Origin of the sequence: Aquirufa avitistagni (assembly GCF_042715545.1) — a bacterium.
Lineage (GTDB): Bacteria > Bacteroidota > Bacteroidia > Cytophagales > Spirosomataceae > Aquirufa > Aquirufa avitistagni.
Map to the genome: position 1 here is coordinate 252,288 of NZ_JBBKXZ010000003.1, position 23,097 is coordinate 275,384.

The following is a 23,097-nucleotide window of genomic DNA, read 5'->3' on the forward strand; positions in this document are numbered from 1 at the left end:
TTATTGGATACTTTGTTGGACGAGTTCAGCTAAATCCACCAACTGAATTTCGTGGTCTTTGCCGGTCTTGTTCAGTCCGTCTTGCAACATGACCATACAAAAAGGGCATGCCAAAGCTACTTTTTTTACCCCGGATTCGATAATTTCTTCGGTCCGTTTTACCTGAACATCTTGTCCGCCTGGTTCTGGTTCTTTGAAAACTTGAGCACCGCCAGCACCGCAGCAGAGGCCTTTGGTCCGACAACTCTTTAGTTCTTTCAGGTCTTTATTAAGGCTTGCAATGATCGCGCGAGGCGCTTCCACAATACCATTTCCTCGACTTAAATAGCAAGAATCATGGTAGGCAATCGTCTCCGAATGTTCGTTGACTTGAATTTTTCCAGATGCCAAAAGCTCAGCTAATAATTGGCTATGGTGAATTACATCGTACGAACCGCCCAAACTAGGGTATTCATTTTTCAGTGTATTGAAACAATGGGGGCATGAAGTCACGATCTTTTTAACGCCGTACATATTGAGCACTTCAATATTTTGCATGGCCTGCATTTGAAACAGAAATTCGTTTCCGGCTCTGCGCGCAGGGTCACCGGTGCATGATTCTTCAGTCCCAAGTACCGCAAAACTTAGTTCGGCTTTGGTCAAAATTTCACACATGGCCCGTGTTACTTTTTTGTGGCGGTCATCAAAAGAACCTGCACAACCCACCCAAAAAAGGTATTCTGGGCTTTCACCCCGAGCGGCCCATTCGGCCATTGTTGTTATTTGAAGTTCCATTATTTTTTCTTTTGTAATGCACGCATTTGCTCCACGGTTAATCGGCTTCCATCATCGCTCCATCCGGGAGGGCCAAAAAGATACCCAAATACTTGCTTGACGCTTTTGGCATGCATCAGGTCCTTACCAATTTGCACCCATTCATAGAAGGCAATCTTTGCCGGATTATAGCTTTCAATCTGTTTGGTCAAACCGTAATTTGGGCGGGCTTCTTCAGCTTTAAATGATCCAAAAATACGATCCCAAATAATCAACACACCGGCATAATTCGTATCTAAATAGTCTAAATCCGTACCATGATGCACGCGGTGATGCGATGGAGTATTGAAGAATTGCTCAAACCAATTTGGCATTTTTTGAATAAACTCGGTATGAATCCAATATTGATATAGCAGGCTGGTTTGTTGGAAAAAGAACACGATAAACGGATGCACCCCCACCAGCGGAAGCCAGGCCCAAAATATAAATCCGCCCGTTATGCTGCCTGTCCATGTTTGGCGCAGTGCTGCCGCTAAATTGTATTTAGGGGACGAATGGTGCACCATGTGGGAAGCCCAGTAAAAGCGAATTTCATGTGAAATACGGTGTACCCAATAATAGGTAAAGTCCTCTCCTAAAAAGGCGAAAATCCAAACTGGCCACCAGTTAAATTGAAAATCTGCTACGCGCCAGTGGTCATACACGTAGAAATAAGTAACAAATGCGAGGCCTTTGGTTATGGTACCCACAGCCAAATTTCCTAGACCTAATCCAATGGACGTTAGGGAGTCTTTGGCCTCAATAAAATCCCGATGTTGCTTGTAGGCAACCCAAGATTCAAACAAAACCGTGATGAGAAAAAACGGTACTGCGTATAGAATTAATTGCGGTGTCATAGTTGCTTGATGAAATCTACAGATGCTTTTATAGGCAAATCAACCCGCTTACCCAGAATATCAGAGGTAATTACATGGTAACCGGAAAGTGGAAATGCTTGTTCTTTTTTGATTTTGCTCCCTAATTTAGGGAACATATCACGCATGGCTTGTACGGAAACCACATTATCTTGATGTTCTTCATCTTGATAATAGTAGGCTAAATATACCGGCACTTTCACTTGCGCAAAAACCTCATCCGTCATTTCATGCGTCAAGAAATTTTGGATCGCAACGATACCTTCCAGGCGGTAATGCAAACTCCAAAAACTCGTATGGCCTGAACTCACAGAAGGAATATCACGGAAGTCGCTGCGCATCACGGCACGGGCAAGTTGTAAACCCCAAGGATTGTCAACCAGCGGTGCAGTGGGATCTTTGATCGCAATACATGGCCCGTAGAGCATGAGTGCTTTAATTTCAGGATGACGGGTGGCCAAAACTAGGGACATCGCTCCTCCGAATGACGTTCCCAATACGACAACTTCATCTCCTAATTTCTTCGCAATGGCATAATAATTTTCGACACTTTGGTAGAATTTATCTGCTGTGGCTTTGGCCATTGTGGAGTCGGTTGGGAATTCCCCATGGTCTTCCACGCGGGCAAGCACTAGATTTGCCCCAAAAGCTTTCGCCACTTCTTTATGTAAGGGGTTCCCTTCCATGGGCGACGCCGAAAATCCGTGCACATAGAGGAAAACCTTTTTCGTTTTTTGTGGATTTGCAGAATCAGCCCAAATAATTTGTCCCTGATTATCTGGCTTCAAATTACGATTTGTGGCTTCTTTGGCATGTAGGTAGTTGGCAATTTCTCGTGGTTCATTAGGGATGTCGGTCCAACTAGGCCCTTTGATTTCTGGGGCATCTGGATGTGGTCCAAGGAAGTATAAGGCGGTTAGGCCAACGAGTACTAGTAGTAATTTTTTCATGATTTAGCCCAATTTAGTCGGTCGCTTGGATTGAATTTCCAAGGTGCCTGATTCGTTTCTATGTTGGCAAACATCGAATTCCAAGCCCCTGGTGCATCAGATTGCTCCATAATTTGAAAGCGGCGTAATTCGAGAATAATGTCTAGTGGGGAGAGTTGGATCGGGCAGGCTTCCACGCAGGCTTGGCAGGTGGTGCAGGCACGCAATTCTTCCGCAGTAATGTAGTTGCCCAAAAGCACGTTTGTCGATTCCGGATCTTTTTGAAGTTCTTCTAATCTATCACGCGTATCCATCATGATTTTACGTGGAGAAAGTGAACGCCCGGTTTGATTTGCGGGGCATTGTTCGGTACAGCGGCCACATTCGGTACAACTGTAGGCATCGAGTGCATTTTTCCAGGTGAGGTCTTTGATGTCTTGTGCACCAAATTTCAAATCAGAGTTACTGGCTTCTCCAGGTTTACCCAACATGATATTCACTTCGTTCGTCACATGTGGCATGGCATCCATTTGGCTAATAGAGTCAATTTTGGAATAATACACGGCCGGGAAAGCGAAGAAGATGTGCAGGTGTTTTGAATAGGTTACATAAAGCGCGAACAGCAAGATACCGATGATATGAATCCACCAGGCTGTCTGCTCAATGAGGTGCAGATTTTCCTGTGGCAACCAAGGCTTCAGGTGTTTTGAAATGATAAATGATTGCCCGGCATCTGCTGCGTTCATGACGTAAAGTGCCGACATGAGCACGAGTTCAATAATCAAAATAAGCATGGCATCTTTGATGGGGAATCCATTCAATTCCCGATGACTTGCTGCGCTTAGGCGCTTTACTTGTTGACTTAAGCGACGGGCTATAAATACGACACATGCCACGACCACCCCGCCAGCGAGGATTTCAAAAAAATTAATAATGACCGGGTAAAAATTTCCAAGAAACGGCGCGAAAATTCGATGTGTTCCGAATAGTCCATCAATGATAATTTCCAGAATTTCGACGTTAATCAAGACAAATCCGAGGTAAATTATTAGGTGCATCATGCCCACAAAAGGCTTCTCAAACATCTTTTTCTGCCCGAATGCAAGCAATAGGACACGTTTCCAGCGCTCGCTTGAGTTCGTTACAATTACGGGCTTTGCGAGATGAATGGTTTTTGCAATTTTGCCAAATCGCTGAGCTATGAGATAGCCCATGATTATTAGTATGGCGGCAAAGCTAATTTGATTCATGTTGATGAGTTTGGCGGTAAACGCTGCCGGGGTCTACGACCCCGGCAGCGTTTACCAAAATCCGTTCCGAAACTAGCGCAAATTTGCGAGAGAAAAAAATCAACAAGGTGATAAATTTTATCCATTCAGAAGTAAAAAATCTCCAAGTTATTGATAGACTAATTCTGTCTTAAAAACGTTTCCGGAGTAACGCTGCCGGGGTCTACGACCCCGGCAGCGTTTACCTTCGACAGCGTTTACGGTAATTCTTTTTTAAGAAAGCGACCTGTTTCACTACCCTTCAACTTAGCAATTTGCTCAGGAGTTCCCGACCCTACTAATTGACCGCCCGCATTTCCACCTTCTGGGCCCATATCAATGACATAATCCGAAACCTTAACCACGTCTAGATTATGCTCAATGATTAATACGGTATTTCCCTTATCCACCAACTTCTGTAATACATCTAACAGCAATTTGACATCTTGAAAATGCAGTCCGGTGGTGGGCTCATCCAATACATATAAAGTCTTACCCGTATCCTTCTTAGATAATTCCTCTGCCAATTTCACCCGTTGGGCTTCCCCACCTGACAACGTAGTGGCATGTTGGCCCAAGGTAATATACCCTAACCCAACTTCCGATAAGGTCTGTACCCGCCGATGAATCCGCGGTTGGTTTTCAAAAAACACCAACGCCTGTTCCACCGTCATGTCCAACACATCCGAAATTGATTTGCCTTTAAATCGAACCTCCAACGTTTCTCGATTGAATCGTTTCCCTTTACAGGTCTCACATTCCACCAGCACATCAGGCAGAAACTCCATCTCAATCTTTTTGCGACCCGCCCCCTCACAACTTTCGCATCGGCCACCTTTTACATTAAAACTAAATCTACCCGCCTTATAACCCCGAATTTTCGACTCCGGTAATTCACAATACAAGGCCCGAATATCCGTATACATATTGGTGTAAGTCGCTGGATTTGACCGCGGGGTGCGACCGATGGGCGACTGGTCAACTTCAATAATTTTATCAATATGTTCCAAACCCGTCATCGACTTAAACGGCATCGCATCCCGTTTTGTCCGATCAAAATGCTGCTTTAGTTTCAATACCAACGTGTCATGAATCAAGGTTGATTTACCAGAACCAGAAACCCCAGTCACCGAAATAAATTTCCCCAAAGGCAACGATATCGACACATTTTTCAAGTTGTTTCCCGTCGCACCTTTCAGCTCGATGTGAAGGCCATTTCCAGGCCGACGAGCCTTGGGTACGTCAATCGATAATTCCCCATTTAGATACTGAGCCGTAGGCGTACCTAATTTGATGAAATCTGCCGGTTTTCCGAAGCCGACTACATGACCGCCATGTCGGCCTGCACCCGGACCAATATCCAGAATGTAGTCAGATTCCAACATCATATCCTTATCGTGCTCCACAACCAAAACGGAATTTCCTAAATCGCGCAAATCCTTCAACGCCTGGATCAACTTCTCATTATCACGCTGATGTAAACCAATGGACGGCTCGTCCATGATATATAACACGCCCACTAGCTGTGTACCTATTTGGGTAGCCAAACGAATCCGTTGCGACTCGCCTCCAGACAAAGTCTTCATCGGTCGATCAAGCGTTAAATAGGTCAAGCCAATTTGTGTCAAAAACCCAACGCGCTTGCGAATCTCCTTCAATACCTCTGAACCAATCTGACGCTGACGATCAGAGATACGCAACTCAAGGCCTTCCAACCACTGCTCTAATTCAAGCACATCCATTTGGGCTAACTCCCCAATGTGCTTGCCATCTATTTTAAAATGAAGCGCCTCCTTTTTCAAGCGATAACCTCCACAATCTGGACACGTCTTAATCACTAAAAAATCCTTCAACCAATCCTGCGTCTTCTCCGACCCGCTCTCCTGCTGGCGCTTTAAGAAATTAATAATTCCATCATATTTGGTACTCCACTCCGTCCCCACATATTTTTTCGAAGGAACCGGAACTGGCTCATCTGTACCATACAACATCATTTCCACCGCCTCTAAAGGGAATTTTTCAATAGGTGTAGATAAACCCACCTGAAAAGGCTTTAACAATACTTCTAATTGCTTAAAAATCCACAACTCGCGGTACTCACCTATCGGCGCAATAGCTCCACGAACAATACTCAATTTGCGATCAGGTATCACCGAATCCTCTGTAATTTCCTCGATCACCCCCAAGCCATTGCAACATGGACAAGCACCATACGGACTATTAAATGAAAACGTATTGGGAGCAGGCTCATCGTAAGACAAACCCGTTTCAGGATCCATTAATGTTTGTGAAAAATAATGCACATGTGAAGCTCCATCCAGTACATACACCTGCCCTTTCCCCACCTGCATTGCCGTCTGTAAACTTTGCGATAAACGTACCCGTTCATCATCTGTCACGACCAAGCGATCGATCACCACCTCAATATCATGTACCTTAAATCGATCCAATTGCATCTTAGGCTCAATGTCGAGAATCTCGCCATCCACCCGCACTTTGGTATATCCCCACTTCGCAATCTGCACAAAAAGCTCGCGGTAATGGCCCTTACGACCCTTAATGACTGGCGCTAATAAAACAATCTTAGCTCCGTCAAACTGCGAAGTCAAGGTGGCAATGATTTGGTCAACAGATTGTTTGACCATTTTTTGGCCACTCAAATATGAAAATGCTTCTGAACCACGCGCAAACAACAAGCGTAAAAAGTCGTAAATCTCCGTGGTCGTACCTACTGTCGATCGTGGATTTTTAGACGTCGTTTTTTGTTCAATTGAAATGACAGGTGAAAGCCCCTCAATCTTGTCCACATCAGGACGCTCCATGTTTCCCAAAAATGACCGGGCATAGGCAGAAAAACTTTCCATGTAGCGGCGCTGACCTTCTGCGTAAATCGTATCGAATGCCAACGAAGATTTTCCGGAACCTGAGATTCCCGTCACGACCACCAGTTGGTTACGCGGAATGGATACATCAATATTCTTTAAATTGTGCTCACGCGCACCCAAAACCTCAATATGTGAAAAACCCGTTAAATCCATGCCTTCTCCTAAAAATGAATCCACTAAAGTACAAAAAAAGAGGCTGCCCTTTTCGGGGCAGCCTCAAGAAAATATGAATTAATCTTAATTCAATAATTCATCAAATGTTAAGCTAACATAGTACATGCTTCCAACCAATGGGTTCGCCCATCCTGTTTGATAAAGCTTGCCTCCTAAGTTAGTTCCACCCACTTTAAGGATCGATTTGATGCTAGACAATTTCTTGCTAACCTGCACATCTAACGTGTGGAATGCTGGAATAACACTTAATTGCTGTTGGTTCAATACCTGATTAACAATCGATGACTGCCAAACAAACTTCTCTTGGTATCTCCATACAGCACTCATACCCCATCCTGAACCACCAATATTACGGTTTGATAAGGAAACGTTTGTACGGTAGTTAGGTGTATTGAATGCCAACTGGAAGTTAGCAAGTCCACCATTGTCCTTGATTTCATTGTAAGAAACGTTCGTTCCAGCCATCCAGTTATTACCTAATTGGTAATCTAAGCTAACTCCCCAACCTTGCGTAACAACCTCATTTTCAACATTGGAAGGGAACGAGAATACTTTGTTTCCTAAAACTGTTGGATCTTGATGCTGTGAAGGCAACTGAACCACTACTTGTCCTGCTGAGAAATTAGTAAAATTTGAACGATACGCATACGCATCAGCTAACAAACGATCTCCTAAGAAACCTTTGTAACCGATTTCCATCGTACGAACTTGCTCAGGCTTCCAAGGCTTAGCTGTATAAGCAACAGGCTTTCCTTGAAGTACTGAAGGCAACGTAAATGAATTACCCGATAATTTGTAACGATCTTGAATAACTGCCAAACCTCCTAACAAACGCGCAGATGGCGTAAGCAAGTTGATGTACTGATCTTGTGTCGTAGGGATACGGAAACCAGTTTGGTATGAAGCACGGAAATTTGAACGACCTTCTGTAAATACTCCCGAGAAACGAGGGCTAAACTGACCATCAAAATTTTCATTCTTATCGTAACGTAATGAAGCTGATAATTTCAACTTGTCCGAAATGATCTTTTTTGCAAATTGCGCATAAGCACCATACTCTGAGATTGTAAATTCATCTCCATTATCTTGCAAAGCAAATAAAGAACCTTCAGAGTTCAACGCATACCGACGGAAGTTAGCACCTACAATCATTTCAAACTTGTTGCCAAGTTTCTCTGTCAAATTGTACATACCTTCTAAGTGATACAACGCTGATTTATCCGTAAACTTCGCACCTGCTGGTAAAGCCTTTTCTTTAATCGCCGCTACAGCTGTATTAAATGCAGGCGTACCTGGGATTAAACGATTTCCGTCAGCAATCGCACGCGCATTTGCGTGGTATGCTGGGAATAATGCTTGCGTACTAGCCACAGCAGAACCAATCGCTGTGTTCGGATTACCCGTGGCAGCTAGTGTTGTTTGTAATACCGTACCAAAGTTTTGTAAAGCTGCACCTGCAAAAGCACCAAAGTATTCAGGATACCAAGCAGTCGATGGCTTAGCTGCCTCATTAACTAATTGGCCTAAAGTACCTGTTGCGTATGCATCACCTGAATTCTCTTGCGTAGTATACGCACGAAGGAAGAAATTAGATCCTTTCAATTCCGCTTTATACTGACCCATCGAGAAGTTCTTGATTGAATAACGATCAGCTCCTGTGTACAAGGTAGTTCCTTGACCATAAGATCCTTGCATAATCAACTCAACCTTATCATTAAAACGATAATGTAATGCCGCATTAAACTTAATGTTACGGTTTGTATAAGATGCCAAATCAGCTTCGGTATAACCAATACGTGAAACGTTTACATTAGGAGCAATAAAGCCTAAGATAGCAGATGGTGATAATGCACCACCTGTAGCACGAGAAATTTGGTTAATTCCAGCTGTCAACGGATGGTTTGGTACACCTAATAAAGGGGATAAAGAAGACAACATATTTACGTTCGTCTCATCACCGAAAATACTTACACCATTATAACCCACGTTTGTCCGGTGATTTCCATCACCTAAACCACGGCCGTTTAATAAACTCTGGTCTCTGTAATCCGTTGACTGCCAATCTTCAGCGCTCAACATATTAAAGTTAACCTTGTAAGCCCATTTGTTATTGATTGCTTTCGCATAACGGAACGATACATCACCGTATGGAGTCGTTACTTGCGAACGATTCGACGCAGTCATCGCACCCGCTTTTACCTGAGCACTTAAGCCTTGATATAAAAATGGCGATTTTGAATTCATTAAAATGATACCATTCAAAGCATTTGGACCGTATAAAGCAGAAGCAGCTCCTGGCAATACCTCAACGCCTTCTAAATCTAATTCAGAAATACCTACGATATTACCTACAGAGAAGTTCAAACCTGGTGCTTGGTTATCCATACCATCAATCATTTGAACCACACGAACGTTACCGTTTCCGTTAAATCCACGCATGTTGATAGATGAGAAAGCAACTGATTGTGTACTTACCTCAACGCCTTTAAGATTACGTAAGGCATCATAAAAAGAAGCGGCAGGTGTTTCACGAATGGCACGAATATCCATTTTTTCGATTGATACGGGAGATTGCATTACTGACTCCTCCACACGAGAAGCTGATACTACAACGTCTTGACCCATTAATGCTTGCTCTTTCAAGCTGATTTTCAAATCCGTTTTATTGCCTGAAATAGCAATTTCTTGACGCTCATAACCCACCATCGAAACTTGGATAGTAAACGGAGCTGGAGTTGAAGTTGTCAAAGAGAAGTTTCCATTGGCGTCAGAAATTGTTCCGATCACCTTGCCTTTTACCGAGATACTTACCCCGATTAATGGCTCTTTTGAACCCTGATCAGTTACCTTTCCACCCACTTTCGTCTGTGCAACAGCTACGAAAGCAAAAAGAAATAGCACCATAAATAGGGGCGTCGTTGAAGTAAAAAGTTTTTTCATAATGTCTAATTTTGTTGAAACGATTTAGCGTAGGGTTTCTACGCTGTCACAAATCTAGAAACTTTTAAGAATATGCCCAATGAATGAACTTAAAAAATTACTAGTTTTTCAAACTATATTTTTATTTAACCTGTAAATAGTCACATAAACATCCTACCGTTCAACTAATTTTACTTCAGAAAGGATTGAATTCTTAGTAGCTTTACACGTTTTATTCAGCACCGCATGCGCAAACTATACAATTTCGTTGCCTTTTTGGCCCTATTATGGCTAAGCTTTGCGTGTGCAAGACCCGTTCCTGCTAGACTAAGCATTCGATGGAATGAAAGCCCGAAGCCCGAAGAAGTTGATTATACCTTAGAAAGCAATTGGGCTTCTTTGCCTACGCGGGTGGATGCAGCGGACCAACTACCCAAAAAGTCTCCTTTACAAGATGAACAAGCCAGCGCAGCCGCTGATGTATTCTTTATTCATCCGACCATCTTAACCTATGCGCCCAAAAATGAATATCAATGGAACGCGTCGGTACAAGACACCTACCTCAATCGGCTCGTTGATAGCACTTCGATACTAAATCAAGCGAGTATTTTTAATGCTGCAGGTAGAGTATATGCACCTCGGTACCGACAAGCACACTATTTTGCTTTCGTAACTGAGTTTAAAGAAGATAAAGCAGCGGCATTAGACCTTGCCTACTCAGACGTAAAAAAAGCATTTGAATATTACCTTGCGCATTATAATGCGGGAAGACCTATTATTATTGCTGGACATAGTCAAGGGACGGTACACGCCACCCGACTGATGAAAGAATACTTTGATGGCAAAGCATTGCAAAAACAATTAGTTGCCGCTTACATTATTGGTATCGCAACACCCAAAAATACATTTAGCTCCATCCCGCCTTGCCAGAGTCCACGTCAAACAGGCTGTTTCATCGCTTGGACAACTTTTTTACAAGGATATTTACCGCCTTGGCATCCGGGAGAGCCCACAGAACTAGTTTCAACCAATCCACTTACGTGGACTTTGGATGAAAATTTTGCCCCCAAAGAACTTAATCCAGGAGGGGTTTCCTACGGATTTAAATGGGTACGTCATTTTGCTGATGCCCAAAATCACCAAGGAATTTTATGGACAAACACACCGTATGTTTTTGGCCGAAGCTTTGTCAAAATTAAAAATTGGCACCAAGCAGATCTTAATCTATTTTACGCACCCATTCGAACGAATGCCAAAGAACGCGTAATCGAATTTTTAGGCAAATAATCTATGCAAGAGCATTTTCTAATCATCATGGCTGGGGGTATCGGAACCCGATTTTGGCCCATCAGCCGCAGCTCAAACCCTAAACAATTTCATGACGTACTTGGCGTGGGGAAAACCATGCTCCAGCAAACCGCTGAACGCTACGCAGGTATTATTCCACAGGAAAATATCTATGTGGTGACCTCTGAGGAGTTTGCTGATTTGGTACAAACGCAATTGCCTTACTTAAAATCTGATCAGATTTTAAAGGAGCCGCAACGTCGGAATACCGCGCCTTGCATCGCTTATGCAGCCTATAAAATTGGCAAAAAACATCCGAATGCTACGCTGGTCGTTGCTCCTGCAGATCACGTCATTTTAAAGGAAGAAATATTCCGAACCAAAATCTCCCTGGCTATTGAAACCGCACAGGGAAATTCACTGGTTACATTAGGCATATTACCTACCCGTCCAGATACCGGATATGGATATATTCAATTTCAAACGGGTGATCAGGAAGCAAAAACAGTCAAAACATTTACTGAAAAACCGCACCTGGAATTAGCCCAAGCATTTTTGGAAAGCGGCGACTATGTGTGGAACGCAGGTATATTTGTCTTCACCATCCCTACGTTCAAACGCGAATTGGAGAAAAACCTATCAAGGTTAGCTGAACAATTTGATGAGGGAGAATCTGTTTATTATACTTCTGAAGAAAATGATTTTATCCGCAAGGTATATGCCGTTTGCAAAAGCATCTCGGTAGACAATGGCATCATGGAGAAAGCGCAAGATGTCAAAGTTATCCTCGCGGATATCGGTTGGTCGGACCTAGGAACCTGGAAATCCATGTATGAAATTCACGAAAAAGATGTGAATCAAAACGTGATTACAGGAAATGTGTTAACCTATGATTCCCAACATTGCATCATACGAACCCCATCTTCTAAGTTGGTAGTCATCCAAGGCCTAAACAATTTCATAGTTGCAGAGCATGACAATGCATTGATGATTTGTCCAAAAGATCAGGAACAGGAAGTAAAGAAATTTGTGGAAGCTGCCACCAATTTGGATATACGCTTTTCTTAAACGTTGGCGATATCAATTAGACTTTGAAAGTCTGGTATGGTATGAATCGCTGCAGGAAGTTTGCGATCTGGTTGTAGGACCAGGTAACCTGTCAACATGATTCTGGTATCGGGCATATCTTGTGCCATTTGTGCCATGTAGGCATCGATATCATCGGCACTTGGCTCTGTGGTAAATACGCTAAAAATATAATCAGGCTTATGAATCGAGTAAGCAAGCAATAACTCATCATAAGGTAGGGATTGTCCTAGGTAAACAACCGCATGTTTCCTGGCACGAAAGACATAATTTGCAAAAAGCAGGCCGATTTCGTGCAATTCACCTTCCGGCAAATACAACAAAACACGCTTGGCCGTTGGCTTCAAACTTAAATCCTGCAGGTCAATCGCCGCAATTAATTTTTGGCGAATCAAATGACTGATAAAGTGTTCTTGCGCAGGACCCACTGACCCCGAAAGCCACAAGGTGCCTAGTCGGCGCATAAAAGGATAAATCACCTCCAGCATATAATACTCGAAGCCATGTGCATTGACAATATTTCGTGTCAATTGTTGAAAACGTGCTTCATCTAAATCCATCATCGCAAGCGTTAAAGCTTGCATGTGATCCACATGATTGAAAGATGTCTCAGAAAGATGTAAAATATGTGACACCATTTCTGCATCGCTCATCTTCGCGATCTCAGAAATTTTAAATCCACCTTTTTCTTGAAGAAGCGCAATGTTAAGCACTAATTTAAGCTCTTGATCGCCATAATGACGAATGTTCGTATCTGTACGCTCTGGCTTTAGAATACCATACCGCTGCTCCCAAATACGTAATGTATGGGCTTTTATTCCACTAATATTCTCTAAATCTTTAATTGAAAAAATGTTCATAGCTGTGCGGTATGTTAAGGAAACACACCAACGGGTAAATTGTTATAAATTAATTTGCATTAATATCCAGTGCCCTAAAAAGAACAAAAACTGCAAGGCTGCTATGAGACGAAATAAGCTGGATTTTGCCGGTAAATCAGCGGAAATATAGACCCAATGAAAGAAAAAACTAGCTACCCACCAGGCAATAAAATTTTGAACAGGGATATTATTATTGTTCCATTGCCAAAAATCGAAATGCACGGCTACAGGCTCAATCAAAACATCTAAAGCTGTCATTAATCCTGCCCCCAATGCCGCTCGGCCAATTTTTCCACCCACATTCCATTCTGCCACGACCGCGCCAGTAACCATTACCAAGAGAATCCAATTAATTCCAATCGTAATCGGAACATGTATGACTTGATACCCGAGGGTACGCCCATAGGCATATTCGCCAAAAATCTGACCCGTTCGAACACCAGCTACCTCAAGCATCCATGCTACCACGGCAATGGCCGCTAGTAAAATGTATGCTTGAATACTTGGTTTTGGAAAATACCAAAAACAAATAAAACCGGTAAACCATAAGGTTAAGGGAACTAACGAAATAAATGTAGCTGAAACAGCCGGTACATGCATCCCTATCAAACCGGATGCATACAAGACAATTAAAAATCGTTTTAAAAAAACTGGATTCATAAATCTAATTCAATTTTACCAACCAATTGGTTTTTGTATTTCGACTCCATCGGCCCCCACTACTTGAATAGGAAGCTGACATGCTATTAATTTTTCCTTTGAAATCAGTTGGCTCGACCGCGCCTCTTCCGATAAACTATCGTTTTCTCGATTGGGAGGGAAAAGCATAATGACTGATTTTTCGTCGAAAGTCTCATTGACCGCTTCGACACAGGGAGCAAAATCACTATCTCCCGAAACGACAAAGGCAACATCATAGGCATCTAAATGTGCATCCATGAGTAAATGTGTTGCCAAATGAACATCCGTCATTTTTTCATTGTGCGTCACCCATGTATGTCTGCAGGCATAGCATTCGAGTGTTTTAGCGTGATAAGAACCAAAAATCAAATCAACTCCTGAAGCAGCCAGCGCACGTAAGTAAACATCTTGGCGTGCTTCTTTTTCCGCATCGTGCATGAGTCGGGACGTAAAGAATTTAACTGCAACTATTACTTGATTTGCATCTACAAATTGCTGCATTAATTTCTTTACATCAAGCCATTTACAAAACTTTAATCCAGCGTCTACTAATCCAAAATAAAGATTAGATCCGTCTATGTAAGCAATGACACGCTGTTTGGGTTTATCCATGACCAAAAATAAAAAAAAGTCCCGGCATCTAAACCAGGACTTTCAAAATAAACGGGCGGATGATGGGACTCGAACCCACGACCAAGCGCACCACAAACGCCTACTCTAACCAACTGAGCTACAACCGCCATTTAGGACTGCAAAAATACGGAAAGCTTCCAACATTGCAAACCTTAGAACAAAAAAAGCGGGAGAATTTTCATGCCCCCGCCTAAACAAATTATTTCTGAGCAGCGATGTAACGCGCCTCAGCTTTCGTCCAATCTACCACGCTCCAGAATGCATCAATATAATCTGGACGCTTATTTTGGAACTTCAAATAGTATGCATGCTCCCAAACATCTAATCCAATGACTGGGAAACCTTTTACATCAGCCACATCCATTAACGGATTATCTTGATTAGGTGTAGAAGAAACCGCAACAGAGCCATCTTTTTGCGCAACTAACCAAGCCCAACCTGATCCGAAACGCGTTAAACCGGCCTTCTTAAACTCTTCTTTGAAAGCGTCAAATGAACCAAATTTAGCATCAATTGCTGCTGCTAACGTTCCTACAGGAGCTCCTCCACCGTTTGGCGATAAGATATTCCAAAACAAATCATGATTAAAGTGACCACCACCGTTATTGCGAACTGCAGGAGACAAGCTTGAAATCTTCGTAAGCAATTCTTCCAAAGACTTTCCTTCTAATTCCGTTCCAGCCACAGCCGCATTCAAGTTCGTTACATACGCATTGTGATGACGATCATGGTGAATTTCCATGGTCAATGCGTCAAAATGAGGTTCTAATGCATTATTTGCATAAGGTAAAGGTGCTAATTCAAAAGCCATATCGATATGATTTAATGTGAATAATTTTTAAACGATTCTAATTCCAAATTTGTTCGAAAGCTTAGCGCTTTCGTGAAAAAAATTCTTTCAATAATGATTCGGATTCCTCCGCAAGTAGTCCGCCAACAACCTCTGTTTTCGGATGCAACACCGTACTTCCGACAGCCTGAAATCCGCGTTTTTCTTCATAAGCCCCAAAAACTAAGCGGCCCAATTGCGACCAATAAAGCGCTCCAGCGCACATCAAACAAGGTTCCAACGTCACATATAGGGTGCAATCTTTCAGATATTTTCCCCCAATCGTTTGCGCTGCTGAAGTGATCGCAAGCATTTCGGCATGTGCGGTAACGTCAGTCAATATCTCCGTTTGATTATAGGCCTTCGCTACAATTTTGCCCTGACAAACAACAATCGCCCCCACCGGTATTTCATCCTCCTCCAAAGCCCTTTCGGCTTGTCGGAGCGCTAATCCCATAAAATAGGCGTCTTCATTCAACATACGCTAAGCAGGCATTTGAATGACACGATTGCGCAAATAAAAATCTAATAGTATAATAGCAGCCATAGCTTCTACAATCGGCACGGCCCGTGGCACAACACATGGATCATGTCTTCCCTTACCCGAAACAGTAATTTTTTCGCCTTTCTCATTGACGCTATCTTGATCCTGCATGATGGTTGCGACCGGCTTAAATCCAACTCGGAAATAAATTGGCTCACCATTTGAGATCCCTCCCTGGATTCCTCCTGAGTGATTCGTTAGCGTTCGCAAAGACCCATCAGCCTGCTTTTCGATGATATCATTATGCTGAGATCCCCGCAATGCAACCCCATCAAATCCACTTCCATATTCAAATCCTTTCACCGCATTAATGCTCAACATGGCTTTCCCTAGCTCAGCATGCAACTTATCAAACACAGGCTCTCCCAAACCTATCGGGCAACCGGTGATATAAGCTGACACAACTCCTCCTACGGAATCACCTTCCTTGCGGATTTGATCAATGTAAGTGAACATTTTTTCAGCCAATTGCGTATCTGGGCAACGAACAGCATTCGTCTCCGCTACACGTAAATCCAATTGTTCAACAGGCGTTTCTAACTTTAATGTTCCTACTTGAGAAACATAAGCCGTGATGCGAACACCCAATTGATGTAGAACTAATTTAGCCAAAGCTCCTGCCGCCACACGTGCAACGGTTTCGCGGGCCGAAGAACGGCCTCCACCGCGGTAGTCACGTAAACCATATTTGGCAAAATAGGTGTAATCCGCGTGGGAAGGACGAAATTGATCCGAAATATGTGAATAATCTTTGGACCGCTGGTCTCCATTCCAAACGAGCATGGCAATCGGTGTTCCTGTCGTTTTCCCTTCAAAAACACCTGAGAGTACCTCAACCGAATCAGCCTCTTTGCGCTGCGTTGTAATGCGCGATTGACCTGGCTTTCTGCGGTCCAACTCTGATTGAATAAAATCCAAGTCAAAATTAATCCCTGCCGGGCAACCTTGAATAACTACGCCTACGGCAGCTCCATGTGATTCACCAAAGGTGCTAATCTGAAATATTTTCCCGTATATACTCCCCATGTTTCCTTATTTTTTTGCTTTCCCAAATAGAAATAGCAATGTTATCATCAGCAAAAGAATCACAAAATTAACCAATTGTCTCCAATTGATCCATCTATTCCAAAGAACCGATAAAGAATCTTTCATTTCTATCTGATTATAAATACCTCCAGACTCATCTTCCGTGTGCAAAAATCTGTCCATTGGCTGCCCCTTAACAATCAATACAATCGGAGATTTTAATGTATCAAAGCGCTCCTTATCTGTGTTAAAATAGATCCACTTAAAATATTTACCCAACGAAATCTGTCCCGGTTGTTCAGGTACTATCTTAAAAACATCCGTTTTTTGACCAATCATTTGATCCCGCACCGGTGCGACTGAACGTTCGGTCGAAACTTGCGAAAATTCAACAAAATAATCTGATTCAACTTCCTTGGAATCCCAAAGAATACTATTCCCGTCACCTATCACACTTACTTGATATTGAATCGGCTGACCCGTTTTCACCGCTTTTTGAGGTAAGACTTCGGCCAATTTAAAACTCCCGACAGGTACTTTGCCAGCCAATGGATGGATAGGTAATGATTTAGGGGTGATAATAAATGGAGAAGATTTAAAGTATACACTACGAACTTGGCGTTCCAATCCTTTTCCTGGACTTACTTGCTTAACGCGAAAATTCAAGGATGGAATACGAATTACATGATTATCCAAAGAAAAATAACTAGCCTGAAAGAAACGATATTCGGTATATTTTTTTCCACGAAATTGCACTTTCAACACACGTTCAGACTGTAATCCAAAATTTTCTTCCCAACAATTTCGAGGCCTCATTTGCTGAATCAGCTCTGGGATTTGTAAATCATTCCGATCAAAAACTAACTCGGTTGCATTATTCTCCGGAACATAAAATGACATCTTTAGGGTAAAGCCTTGGCCAACAAACGGTGTTCGCAAGTTCGTGCTGACCAAAAAAAATGCCCCATTGGTGTTGGTTAACGTTCCTTCTGGGATAACGAGCTCTTCCGATTCCTTGGACTCGTCGGCCGCACCCTCAGCCACTTGAACCGTAAATGAATCCCATGGAATCATTTGCCCGTTTACTTGAACCTCTAGCGATGGAATGTTGAAACTCCCCGTTCCATTCGGCTGATAATATTGCGAAAAAGTTTGTGTCTGAACGACTTGGCCATTTTGAAAAAGTGAGGATTTGCTCCGACTAACACCTAATTTCTTGAAGCTGGCAATCTCTGGAAACTGATAAACGGGTGGCTGATCTGATACGGGTAATGTAAAATAGACCACTAAATACTCACTCGTGGTGATTGATTTACTGCCCACTTGAACTGTTAAACCTTCACGCGTCTGTGCTCCAGCTGGATTGAGTAAACCCAGGATGAAAAGGAGACAAAGAAATAAGTTGGCATTCTGACGCATCCGCGCAATTTACACAAATTGTTATGGAGAAGAATCGAATCAGATTTAAAATTACAAAAGTTTAAATCGGAAAGAGAGCCCTAGTGCGGCATACCAGAGTTGGCTTTCATTCAAGCTTTTACCAATCGAAACATCTAATTTAAGATCATCGGAAACATAATAAGCAAGCCCTCCATCGACCCAGGTATCTGTCAAAGTCGTTTTAGGCAAACGACCAAAAAACTCAACATAGGCATATCCATTTTTCCCAATGTTCATGTTTGGGGCAATGCGAACAATCCCCTCCATCGCGCCATTGGAATGCAATTCTGATCCAAAGTTATAGCCAACCCCAAAGGGGCCGCCCAATGAATTCTGCATGGTGAAGACGACCTCGCCTAAGGAGTGGGGCGAGTCATTTCGCTCACTGGCGTCCCTATTCTGGTTATTTACATGATACTGCACAATGACAGCACTTCGAGGAATCCATTTGGTCCCTTCAAACAGATGAAATTTAGCTCCCGCCGATTCGATTTGAGCATGTACTTTTTGATCTTGAAGGTAAACTAGGCTGGTTAAGCGCATTTCTACCCAAGGTGCTATGCCTACTTTCCAAAGTGTCGTAGGAGAGAAAAATTGAACATCATCTCTAGAAACATTCCGATTGAAGCCCAACTCAGCTTGAAGATATCCCTTTCGAACAATAAATGGACACTCGGTTTGATCAGGCCTATCTGTTTCAATTCGACCTTCCTGTTGGCCAGACATCGAAAACGACAGCAGTAAACACAAAATTAAATAACGCATGCACGCAATATACATTATTTTAGTCTTGCCTAAAAATTAATTTATGCTTACAAAATAAATGCCGGGTTGAGAAGATGTGCCAGCAACTCACCAGTAAACAATCTGTTAACTGATTTTAAATAGAAAAAAGAAAGGGTATTGGAAAATTACACAAACATTCAAGTAAATTGCAGGCACAAATTTATCCACTAATTACATCTACGCGCTAGAGAAGTTCAGCACTCATACGCAGTACGCTTATGAAGATATCAACGTCCACATTTGAATCGAAAACGTTTACCTTGGGAGATCAATTAACCCAAGAACAAAAAGAATATTTCGATAAACATGGTGTTATCCAATTCAAGCATTTTATAACATCTGAAACAGCTCAATTATTCATAGATGAGTTGGCTAACATAGAAAAACAGTGGCTGGCCGAGGGAATCGAGAAAGTCAATGGCATCCCATTGAAATTTGGTCAAGACCCTGTCGGTAACAAAATGATTCAGCGGATGTGCTTTACAAATAAGTATAGCCCTGTATTAGCTGAATTTTTAAAAGATCCCCGTTTTAGCATACTCCTTGAGTTATTAGCGCCCTATGAAGGAAGAATCAGCGAGGAAGAAAAAGATGGTTTAGTGTTTAATCATTATGTCAATCAGCCGAATTCAAAATTCACACAAATGGGCTGGCATACCGACTCTCCGCGAGACCTTTTTTTAGGCCAAAAAATCCTTCCCATGCTCAATGTAGGTATTCATTTAGATACCTGTCCATCTTCAAACGGCGGTCTACGCGTGATACCCGGTACACAAAATCAGGGAATGCTGAAATTGCTTTTTGGCAAAAAACAATTCATTGATCACCGACCAGACCCACGTGAAATTGCATTTGAAATTGAACAAGGTGATTTGACTGTCCACGATGGTCGCTTGTGGCATCGCGTGGAGGTCTCGCCTAATTTTGGTGAAAAATCGCGCCGACGAGTTATGTACGTCCCAATTATTACAGGAAAATACAAACCCAAAACAGCCAATAGTCGGACACCATTTTATCACCGACTGGCCAAAGTGGTAACGAAATAAAAAAAGCCTGCCTTCATTCGAGGCAAGCTTTTTTTATCCTTGTGACTCCATATAGGATTGTAATATGATGGTCGCTGAAACGCGATCCACGGTTCCCTTAACACGACGGTCTTTTTTAGACATTCCCCCAGCAATCATCGCTTGCATCGCAAGCTGCGAAGTGAATCGCTCATCATGTTCTATAATGGGCATGTCAGGAAATTTCTTCTTAAAATGCTTAATCAATACACGAACCCCATGCGTGGAATCTGTATCTGAATTATTTAGATTTTTAGGCATCCCGATAATCACTTTATCTACCGCCTCCTGCGCAAAATAAGTTGACAAATAATCAAGCAATGTATGCGTAGGTACTGTATCTAAGCCATTCGCGATAATTTGTAGTGCATCCGTCACGGCTAATCCCGTGCGCTTCAACCCAAAATCAATCGCCAACATGCGTCCCATAATTAGGCGATATACCCTTTATCACGCATAATCTTATCCATCAACTTACGGTCATTGTCCGAAAAGATGGAAAAAGGAAGATACAAAAACTGATATTTACCCATCTCTAACACATAGGCTTGCTTGTCTTTATAGGCCGATAAAATCATTTCCCATTTCAACATGCCACCTTCCTTATCGGAAATTTTCATGAAGATTTGCCGACTGTCAATTTCGTAGCGATACTTGTCAAACAATTGTTTGTATTGCGCAAGCTGGGTGATACCCGTAAATTGGATTAACCAAAACAAGATATATCCGATTACCCCGATAGCTAAAAAGATATAAATCCAATAATTTTTATAGGTTCCTGAGAGGTTGAGGAATACATTAACCCCAACAAGCACCAAAGGAATAAATGCCCATTTCCATTGATTCGAAAACAATTGACGCATGCAAAGACCTACGTATTTATTTTTTTCCAATCCGTATTTTTTGGTTTTAATTGCCAGCGGATTGGAAGGTGCTTGCATTTGAGCGCGTTGCTGCCCACCGTACATTTTAGCCATAAGTAAATTATTTTAAACGCTAAATAAAGGGCAAAGGTACGAAAATTGGATAATTTTGGGTAATTTTAATTGGCTAATTTAGTTTTAAAGCAAAAGAATATGTCGGCAAAACAAGTACTAGACGGTCCTGCCTTACTGCAAAAAATCAGACGAATCTCTTTCCAGATTTTCGAAAATAATTTCGAAGAAAAGGAAATCATTATCGCAGGAATCGTGGGACAGGGCTTCGCTTTGGCTGAGATGATTTGCCAACATGTGCAAGAAATATCGACTATAAAAGCTAAAGCTGTCGCGATTCAATTGAACAAAGACGTGCCTTATGAGAGTCCTGTGCAATTTGATGTCGACTTAGCCATTCTCGAGAATAAAGTAGTTATCGTTGTTGATGACGTCTTGAATACAGGCAGAACTTTTTCTTACAGCTTAGCGCCCTTTTTAAGTATTCCAGTTAAAAAATTGCAAGTGGGGGTTTTAGTAGATCGTAATTACCGAAAATTCCCGATTGCCGCCGATTACATTGGATATGAATTATCCACGACGCTTTCAGAACATGTTGAAGTAATTATTTCCGATCCGCAGAAATGCGGCGTGTACTTACATTAAGCATTCCAAATCTCCCAAGCTTTTTCCGCTTGACCATGTAACATGGCCAACCCTGCATGGGTACCACCCACACCTTGCGCTATCCCCTTATGTAAAAAACTAGTTTCAAGCGGATTGTAGACAATGTCATACAAGTAATGTTGGCTTGTCAATTGTTCATATGGAATCGGAGGAAAAGCCTCTACATGGGGATGCATTCCCAATGGAGTGGTATTAACAATCAAACCAATTTCTGGAAGTAAATCCCCTAAAGAATCATAATCAACCGAATCATCTGTTGGCGTTCGTGACACCTTGATCACCGATATCCCCAAATCCTCAATTGCCGCGATCACTGCTTTAGCAGCTCCACCTTGACCTAATACGCAGGCCGACTTCGTTCTAAACGCAGCCAAGGCAGGCCAATCTGTAAGTGTTTGCTGAAAACCGAAATAGTCTGAATTGAATCCCTTCACACGACCATCCGGCAAAAATTTTATCGTGTTGACCGCACCGATACGTTCCGCAGCCGCATCTATTTCATCCAAAAAAGGTATGATTTGTTGCTTATAGGGAATCGTTACATTAAGACCTTTGAGACTCGGATTTTCACGTAAAATTTGTGGGAAATCTTGAATAGACGGAATTTCAAATTGCGTGTACGCATACGATTCCGAAAGGCCCAAAACCTCAAATTTGTCCGTAAAATATTTCTTTGAAAACGAATGTCCAAGTGGATAACCAATTAACCCAAAAAGCGATGTAATGGCCATCCTATTTCTTCGAAAATTGCTGCTTTAAAACACCTATGATGATGGGCAAAATGGAAACGCCAACAATACCTAAAACGACCTTTTCAAAATTAGATTTAACCCATTCGTTATCGCCTAAATAATAACCGGCCAATGTAATACTGAAAACCCATAGGCATGCTCCCAAGAAACCATACAACAAGTACACGGGATAAGACATTCTGCCAGCTCCAGCTACAAATGGAGCAACGGTACGAACAATCGGAACAAAACGGGCTAAAATGACCATTTTAGAACCATAATTCGCATAAAATTCTTCGGTTTTTTCAATATGAGCTCGTTTTAAAAACAATACTTGCTCGCGGTTTTTTATCCATGTGCTGAAATTACGGCCAACGAAATAATTCACTTGGTCCCCTAATAATGCCGCCAGAATCAACAAAGGAATAACCGTGGACAAACTCAACTGGCCACTGGCCGCTGCCAATAATCCGACCGAAAAAAGTAAGGAATCGCCAGGCAACAATGGCATAACGACTAAACCCGTCTCAACAAATACGATTGCGAATAATAGGGCGTAGGTTAAGGACCCATTAGCAGCGATGAATTCACTTAAAAAGGTCAACGGATCTTTTAGCAGATCAAGCAATAATTGAATCATACGAAAGCGCAGATTAATGCTGCGGT

General features: G+C 42.3%; 22 protein-coding genes and 1 tRNA gene. 4 read left to right on the forward strand and 19 right to left on the reverse strand.

Features of this window, described 5'->3' with window-relative positions:
- The 6 genes from U0R10_RS09535 to U0R10_RS09560 all read right to left on the reverse strand — a co-directional run bounded on the left by U0R10_RS09535 (position 1) and on the right by U0R10_RS09560 (position 9,863).
- Positions 1-774: a (Fe-S)-binding protein gene (locus U0R10_RS09535; RefSeq protein ID WP_377983741.1), complete on the reverse strand. Its 774-nt coding sequence runs from the start codon at positions 772-774 to the stop codon at positions 1-3.
- Complete coding sequence (locus tag U0R10_RS09540) at positions 774-1,649, reverse strand: sterol desaturase family protein (protein ID WP_377983742.1); 876 nt, start codon at positions 1,647-1,649, stop codon at positions 774-776. Before U0R10_RS09540 ends, U0R10_RS09535 begins: the two co-directional genes overlap by 1 nt.
- Positions 1,646-2,617 (reverse strand): alpha/beta hydrolase, encoded by a 972-nt coding sequence (locus U0R10_RS09545; protein WP_377983743.1) that lies wholly within the window; start codon positions 2,615-2,617, stop codon positions 1,646-1,648. The genes U0R10_RS09540 and U0R10_RS09545 overlap by 4 nt, the downstream gene beginning before the upstream one ends.
- Complete coding sequence (locus tag U0R10_RS09550; protein ID WP_377983744.1) at positions 2,614-3,846, reverse strand: 4Fe-4S dicluster domain-containing protein; 1,233 nt, start codon at positions 3,844-3,846, stop codon at positions 2,614-2,616. The genes U0R10_RS09545 and U0R10_RS09550 overlap by 4 nt, the downstream gene beginning before the upstream one ends.
- Positions 3,847-4,082: 236 nt before the next feature.
- Positions 4,083-6,902: an excinuclease ABC subunit UvrA gene (gene uvrA, locus U0R10_RS09555; protein ID WP_377983865.1), complete on the reverse strand. Its 2,820-nt coding sequence runs from the start codon at positions 6,900-6,902 to the stop codon at positions 4,083-4,085.
- Positions 6,903-6,986: 84 nt separating this feature from the next.
- Positions 6,987-9,863 carry a TonB-dependent receptor gene (locus tag U0R10_RS09560; protein WP_377983745.1) on the reverse strand — a complete coding sequence of 959 codons (2,877 nt, stop codon included), beginning with the start codon at positions 9,861-9,863 and terminating at the stop codon, positions 6,987-6,989.
- Positions 9,864-10,088: 225 nt separating this feature from the next.
- Here U0R10_RS09560 and U0R10_RS09565 point away from each other — a divergent pair, with 225 nt between their 5' ends.
- Positions 10,089-11,129 carry a DUF3089 domain-containing protein gene (locus tag U0R10_RS09565; protein ID WP_377983746.1) on the forward strand — a complete coding sequence of 347 codons (1,041 nt, stop codon included), beginning with the start codon at positions 10,089-10,091 and terminating at the stop codon, positions 11,127-11,129.
- A gap of 3 nt (positions 11,130-11,132) precedes the next feature.
- On the forward strand, positions 11,133-12,197 hold the full coding sequence (locus U0R10_RS09570; protein WP_377983747.1) for a mannose-1-phosphate guanylyltransferase: 1,065 nt from the start codon (positions 11,133-11,135) through the stop codon (positions 12,195-12,197).
- Here U0R10_RS09570 and U0R10_RS09575 read toward each other — a convergent pair.
- The 9 genes from U0R10_RS09575 to U0R10_RS09615 all read right to left on the reverse strand — a co-directional run bounded on the left by U0R10_RS09575 (position 12,194) and on the right by U0R10_RS09615 (position 19,014).
- Positions 12,194-13,075, reverse strand: coding sequence for a MerR family transcriptional regulator (locus tag U0R10_RS09575; protein ID WP_377983748.1), 882 nt, complete (start codon positions 13,073-13,075; stop codon positions 12,194-12,196). The two genes, U0R10_RS09570 and U0R10_RS09575, sit on opposite strands and share 4 nt — an antisense overlap.
- Positions 13,076-13,117: 42 nt before the next feature.
- Positions 13,118-13,756: a carotenoid biosynthesis protein gene (locus U0R10_RS09580; protein ID WP_377983749.1), complete on the reverse strand. Its 639-nt coding sequence runs from the start codon at positions 13,754-13,756 to the stop codon at positions 13,118-13,120.
- Between the two features lie 15 nt (positions 13,757-13,771).
- Positions 13,772-14,389, reverse strand: a complete 618-nt coding sequence (locus U0R10_RS09585; RefSeq protein ID WP_377983750.1) for an NYN domain-containing protein — start codon at positions 14,387-14,389, stop codon at positions 13,772-13,774.
- A 54-nt stretch (positions 14,390-14,443) separates the two neighbouring features.
- Positions 14,444-14,517: transfer RNA gene (locus tag U0R10_RS09590), tRNA-His, on the reverse strand.
- A 92-nt stretch (positions 14,518-14,609) separates the two neighbouring features.
- Positions 14,610-15,221, reverse strand: coding sequence for a superoxide dismutase (locus U0R10_RS09595; RefSeq protein ID WP_377983751.1), 612 nt, complete (start codon positions 15,219-15,221; stop codon positions 14,610-14,612).
- A gap of 61 nt (positions 15,222-15,282) precedes the next feature.
- Positions 15,283-15,720 (reverse strand): nucleoside deaminase, encoded by a 438-nt coding sequence (locus tag U0R10_RS09600; protein ID WP_377983752.1) that lies wholly within the window; start codon positions 15,718-15,720, stop codon positions 15,283-15,285.
- Between the two features lie 3 nt (positions 15,721-15,723).
- Positions 15,724-16,809, reverse strand: coding sequence for a chorismate synthase (gene aroC, locus U0R10_RS09605; protein WP_377983753.1), 1,086 nt, complete (start codon positions 16,807-16,809; stop codon positions 15,724-15,726).
- Between the two features lie 6 nt (positions 16,810-16,815).
- Positions 16,816-18,228: a BatD family protein gene (locus U0R10_RS09610; protein ID WP_377983754.1), complete on the reverse strand. Its 1,413-nt coding sequence runs from the start codon at positions 18,226-18,228 to the stop codon at positions 16,816-16,818.
- Between the two features lie 51 nt (positions 18,229-18,279).
- Positions 18,280-19,014 (reverse strand): transporter, encoded by a 735-nt coding sequence (locus U0R10_RS09615; protein WP_377983755.1) that lies wholly within the window; start codon positions 19,012-19,014, stop codon positions 18,280-18,282.
- Positions 19,015-19,253: 239 nt separating this feature from the next.
- Here U0R10_RS09615 and U0R10_RS09620 point away from each other — a divergent pair, with 239 nt between their 5' ends.
- On the forward strand, positions 19,254-20,081 hold the full coding sequence (locus tag U0R10_RS09620; RefSeq protein WP_377983756.1) for a phytanoyl-CoA dioxygenase family protein: 828 nt from the start codon (positions 19,254-19,256) through the stop codon (positions 20,079-20,081).
- Between the two features lie 33 nt (positions 20,082-20,114).
- Here the strand turns inward: U0R10_RS09620 and ruvX are convergent, their stop codons facing one another.
- Both ruvX and U0R10_RS09630 read right to left on the reverse strand, forming a co-directional pair.
- On the reverse strand, positions 20,115-20,528 hold the full coding sequence (gene ruvX / locus U0R10_RS09625) for a Holliday junction resolvase RuvX (protein WP_377983757.1): 414 nt from the start codon (positions 20,526-20,528) through the stop codon (positions 20,115-20,117).
- Positions 20,529-20,530: 2 nt separating this feature from the next.
- Positions 20,531-21,076, reverse strand: coding sequence for a YcxB family protein (locus U0R10_RS09630; RefSeq protein ID WP_377983758.1), 546 nt, complete (start codon positions 21,074-21,076; stop codon positions 20,531-20,533).
- A gap of 99 nt (positions 21,077-21,175) precedes the next feature.
- Between U0R10_RS09630 and U0R10_RS09635 the strand changes: the two genes are divergently transcribed.
- Complete coding sequence (locus U0R10_RS09635; protein ID WP_377983759.1) at positions 21,176-21,679, forward strand: phosphoribosyltransferase family protein; 504 nt, start codon at positions 21,176-21,178, stop codon at positions 21,677-21,679.
- Here U0R10_RS09635 and U0R10_RS09640 read toward each other — a convergent pair.
- Positions 21,676-22,431, reverse strand: a complete 756-nt coding sequence (locus U0R10_RS09640) for a shikimate dehydrogenase family protein (RefSeq protein WP_377983760.1) — start codon at positions 22,429-22,431, stop codon at positions 21,676-21,678. The two genes, U0R10_RS09635 and U0R10_RS09640, sit on opposite strands and share 4 nt — an antisense overlap.
- Before the next feature lies 1 nt (position 22,432).
- Positions 22,433-23,071 (reverse strand): VTT domain-containing protein, encoded by a 639-nt coding sequence (locus U0R10_RS09645; RefSeq protein WP_377983761.1) that lies wholly within the window; start codon positions 23,069-23,071, stop codon positions 22,433-22,435.
- Positions 23,072-23,097: the final 26 nt, after the last annotated feature.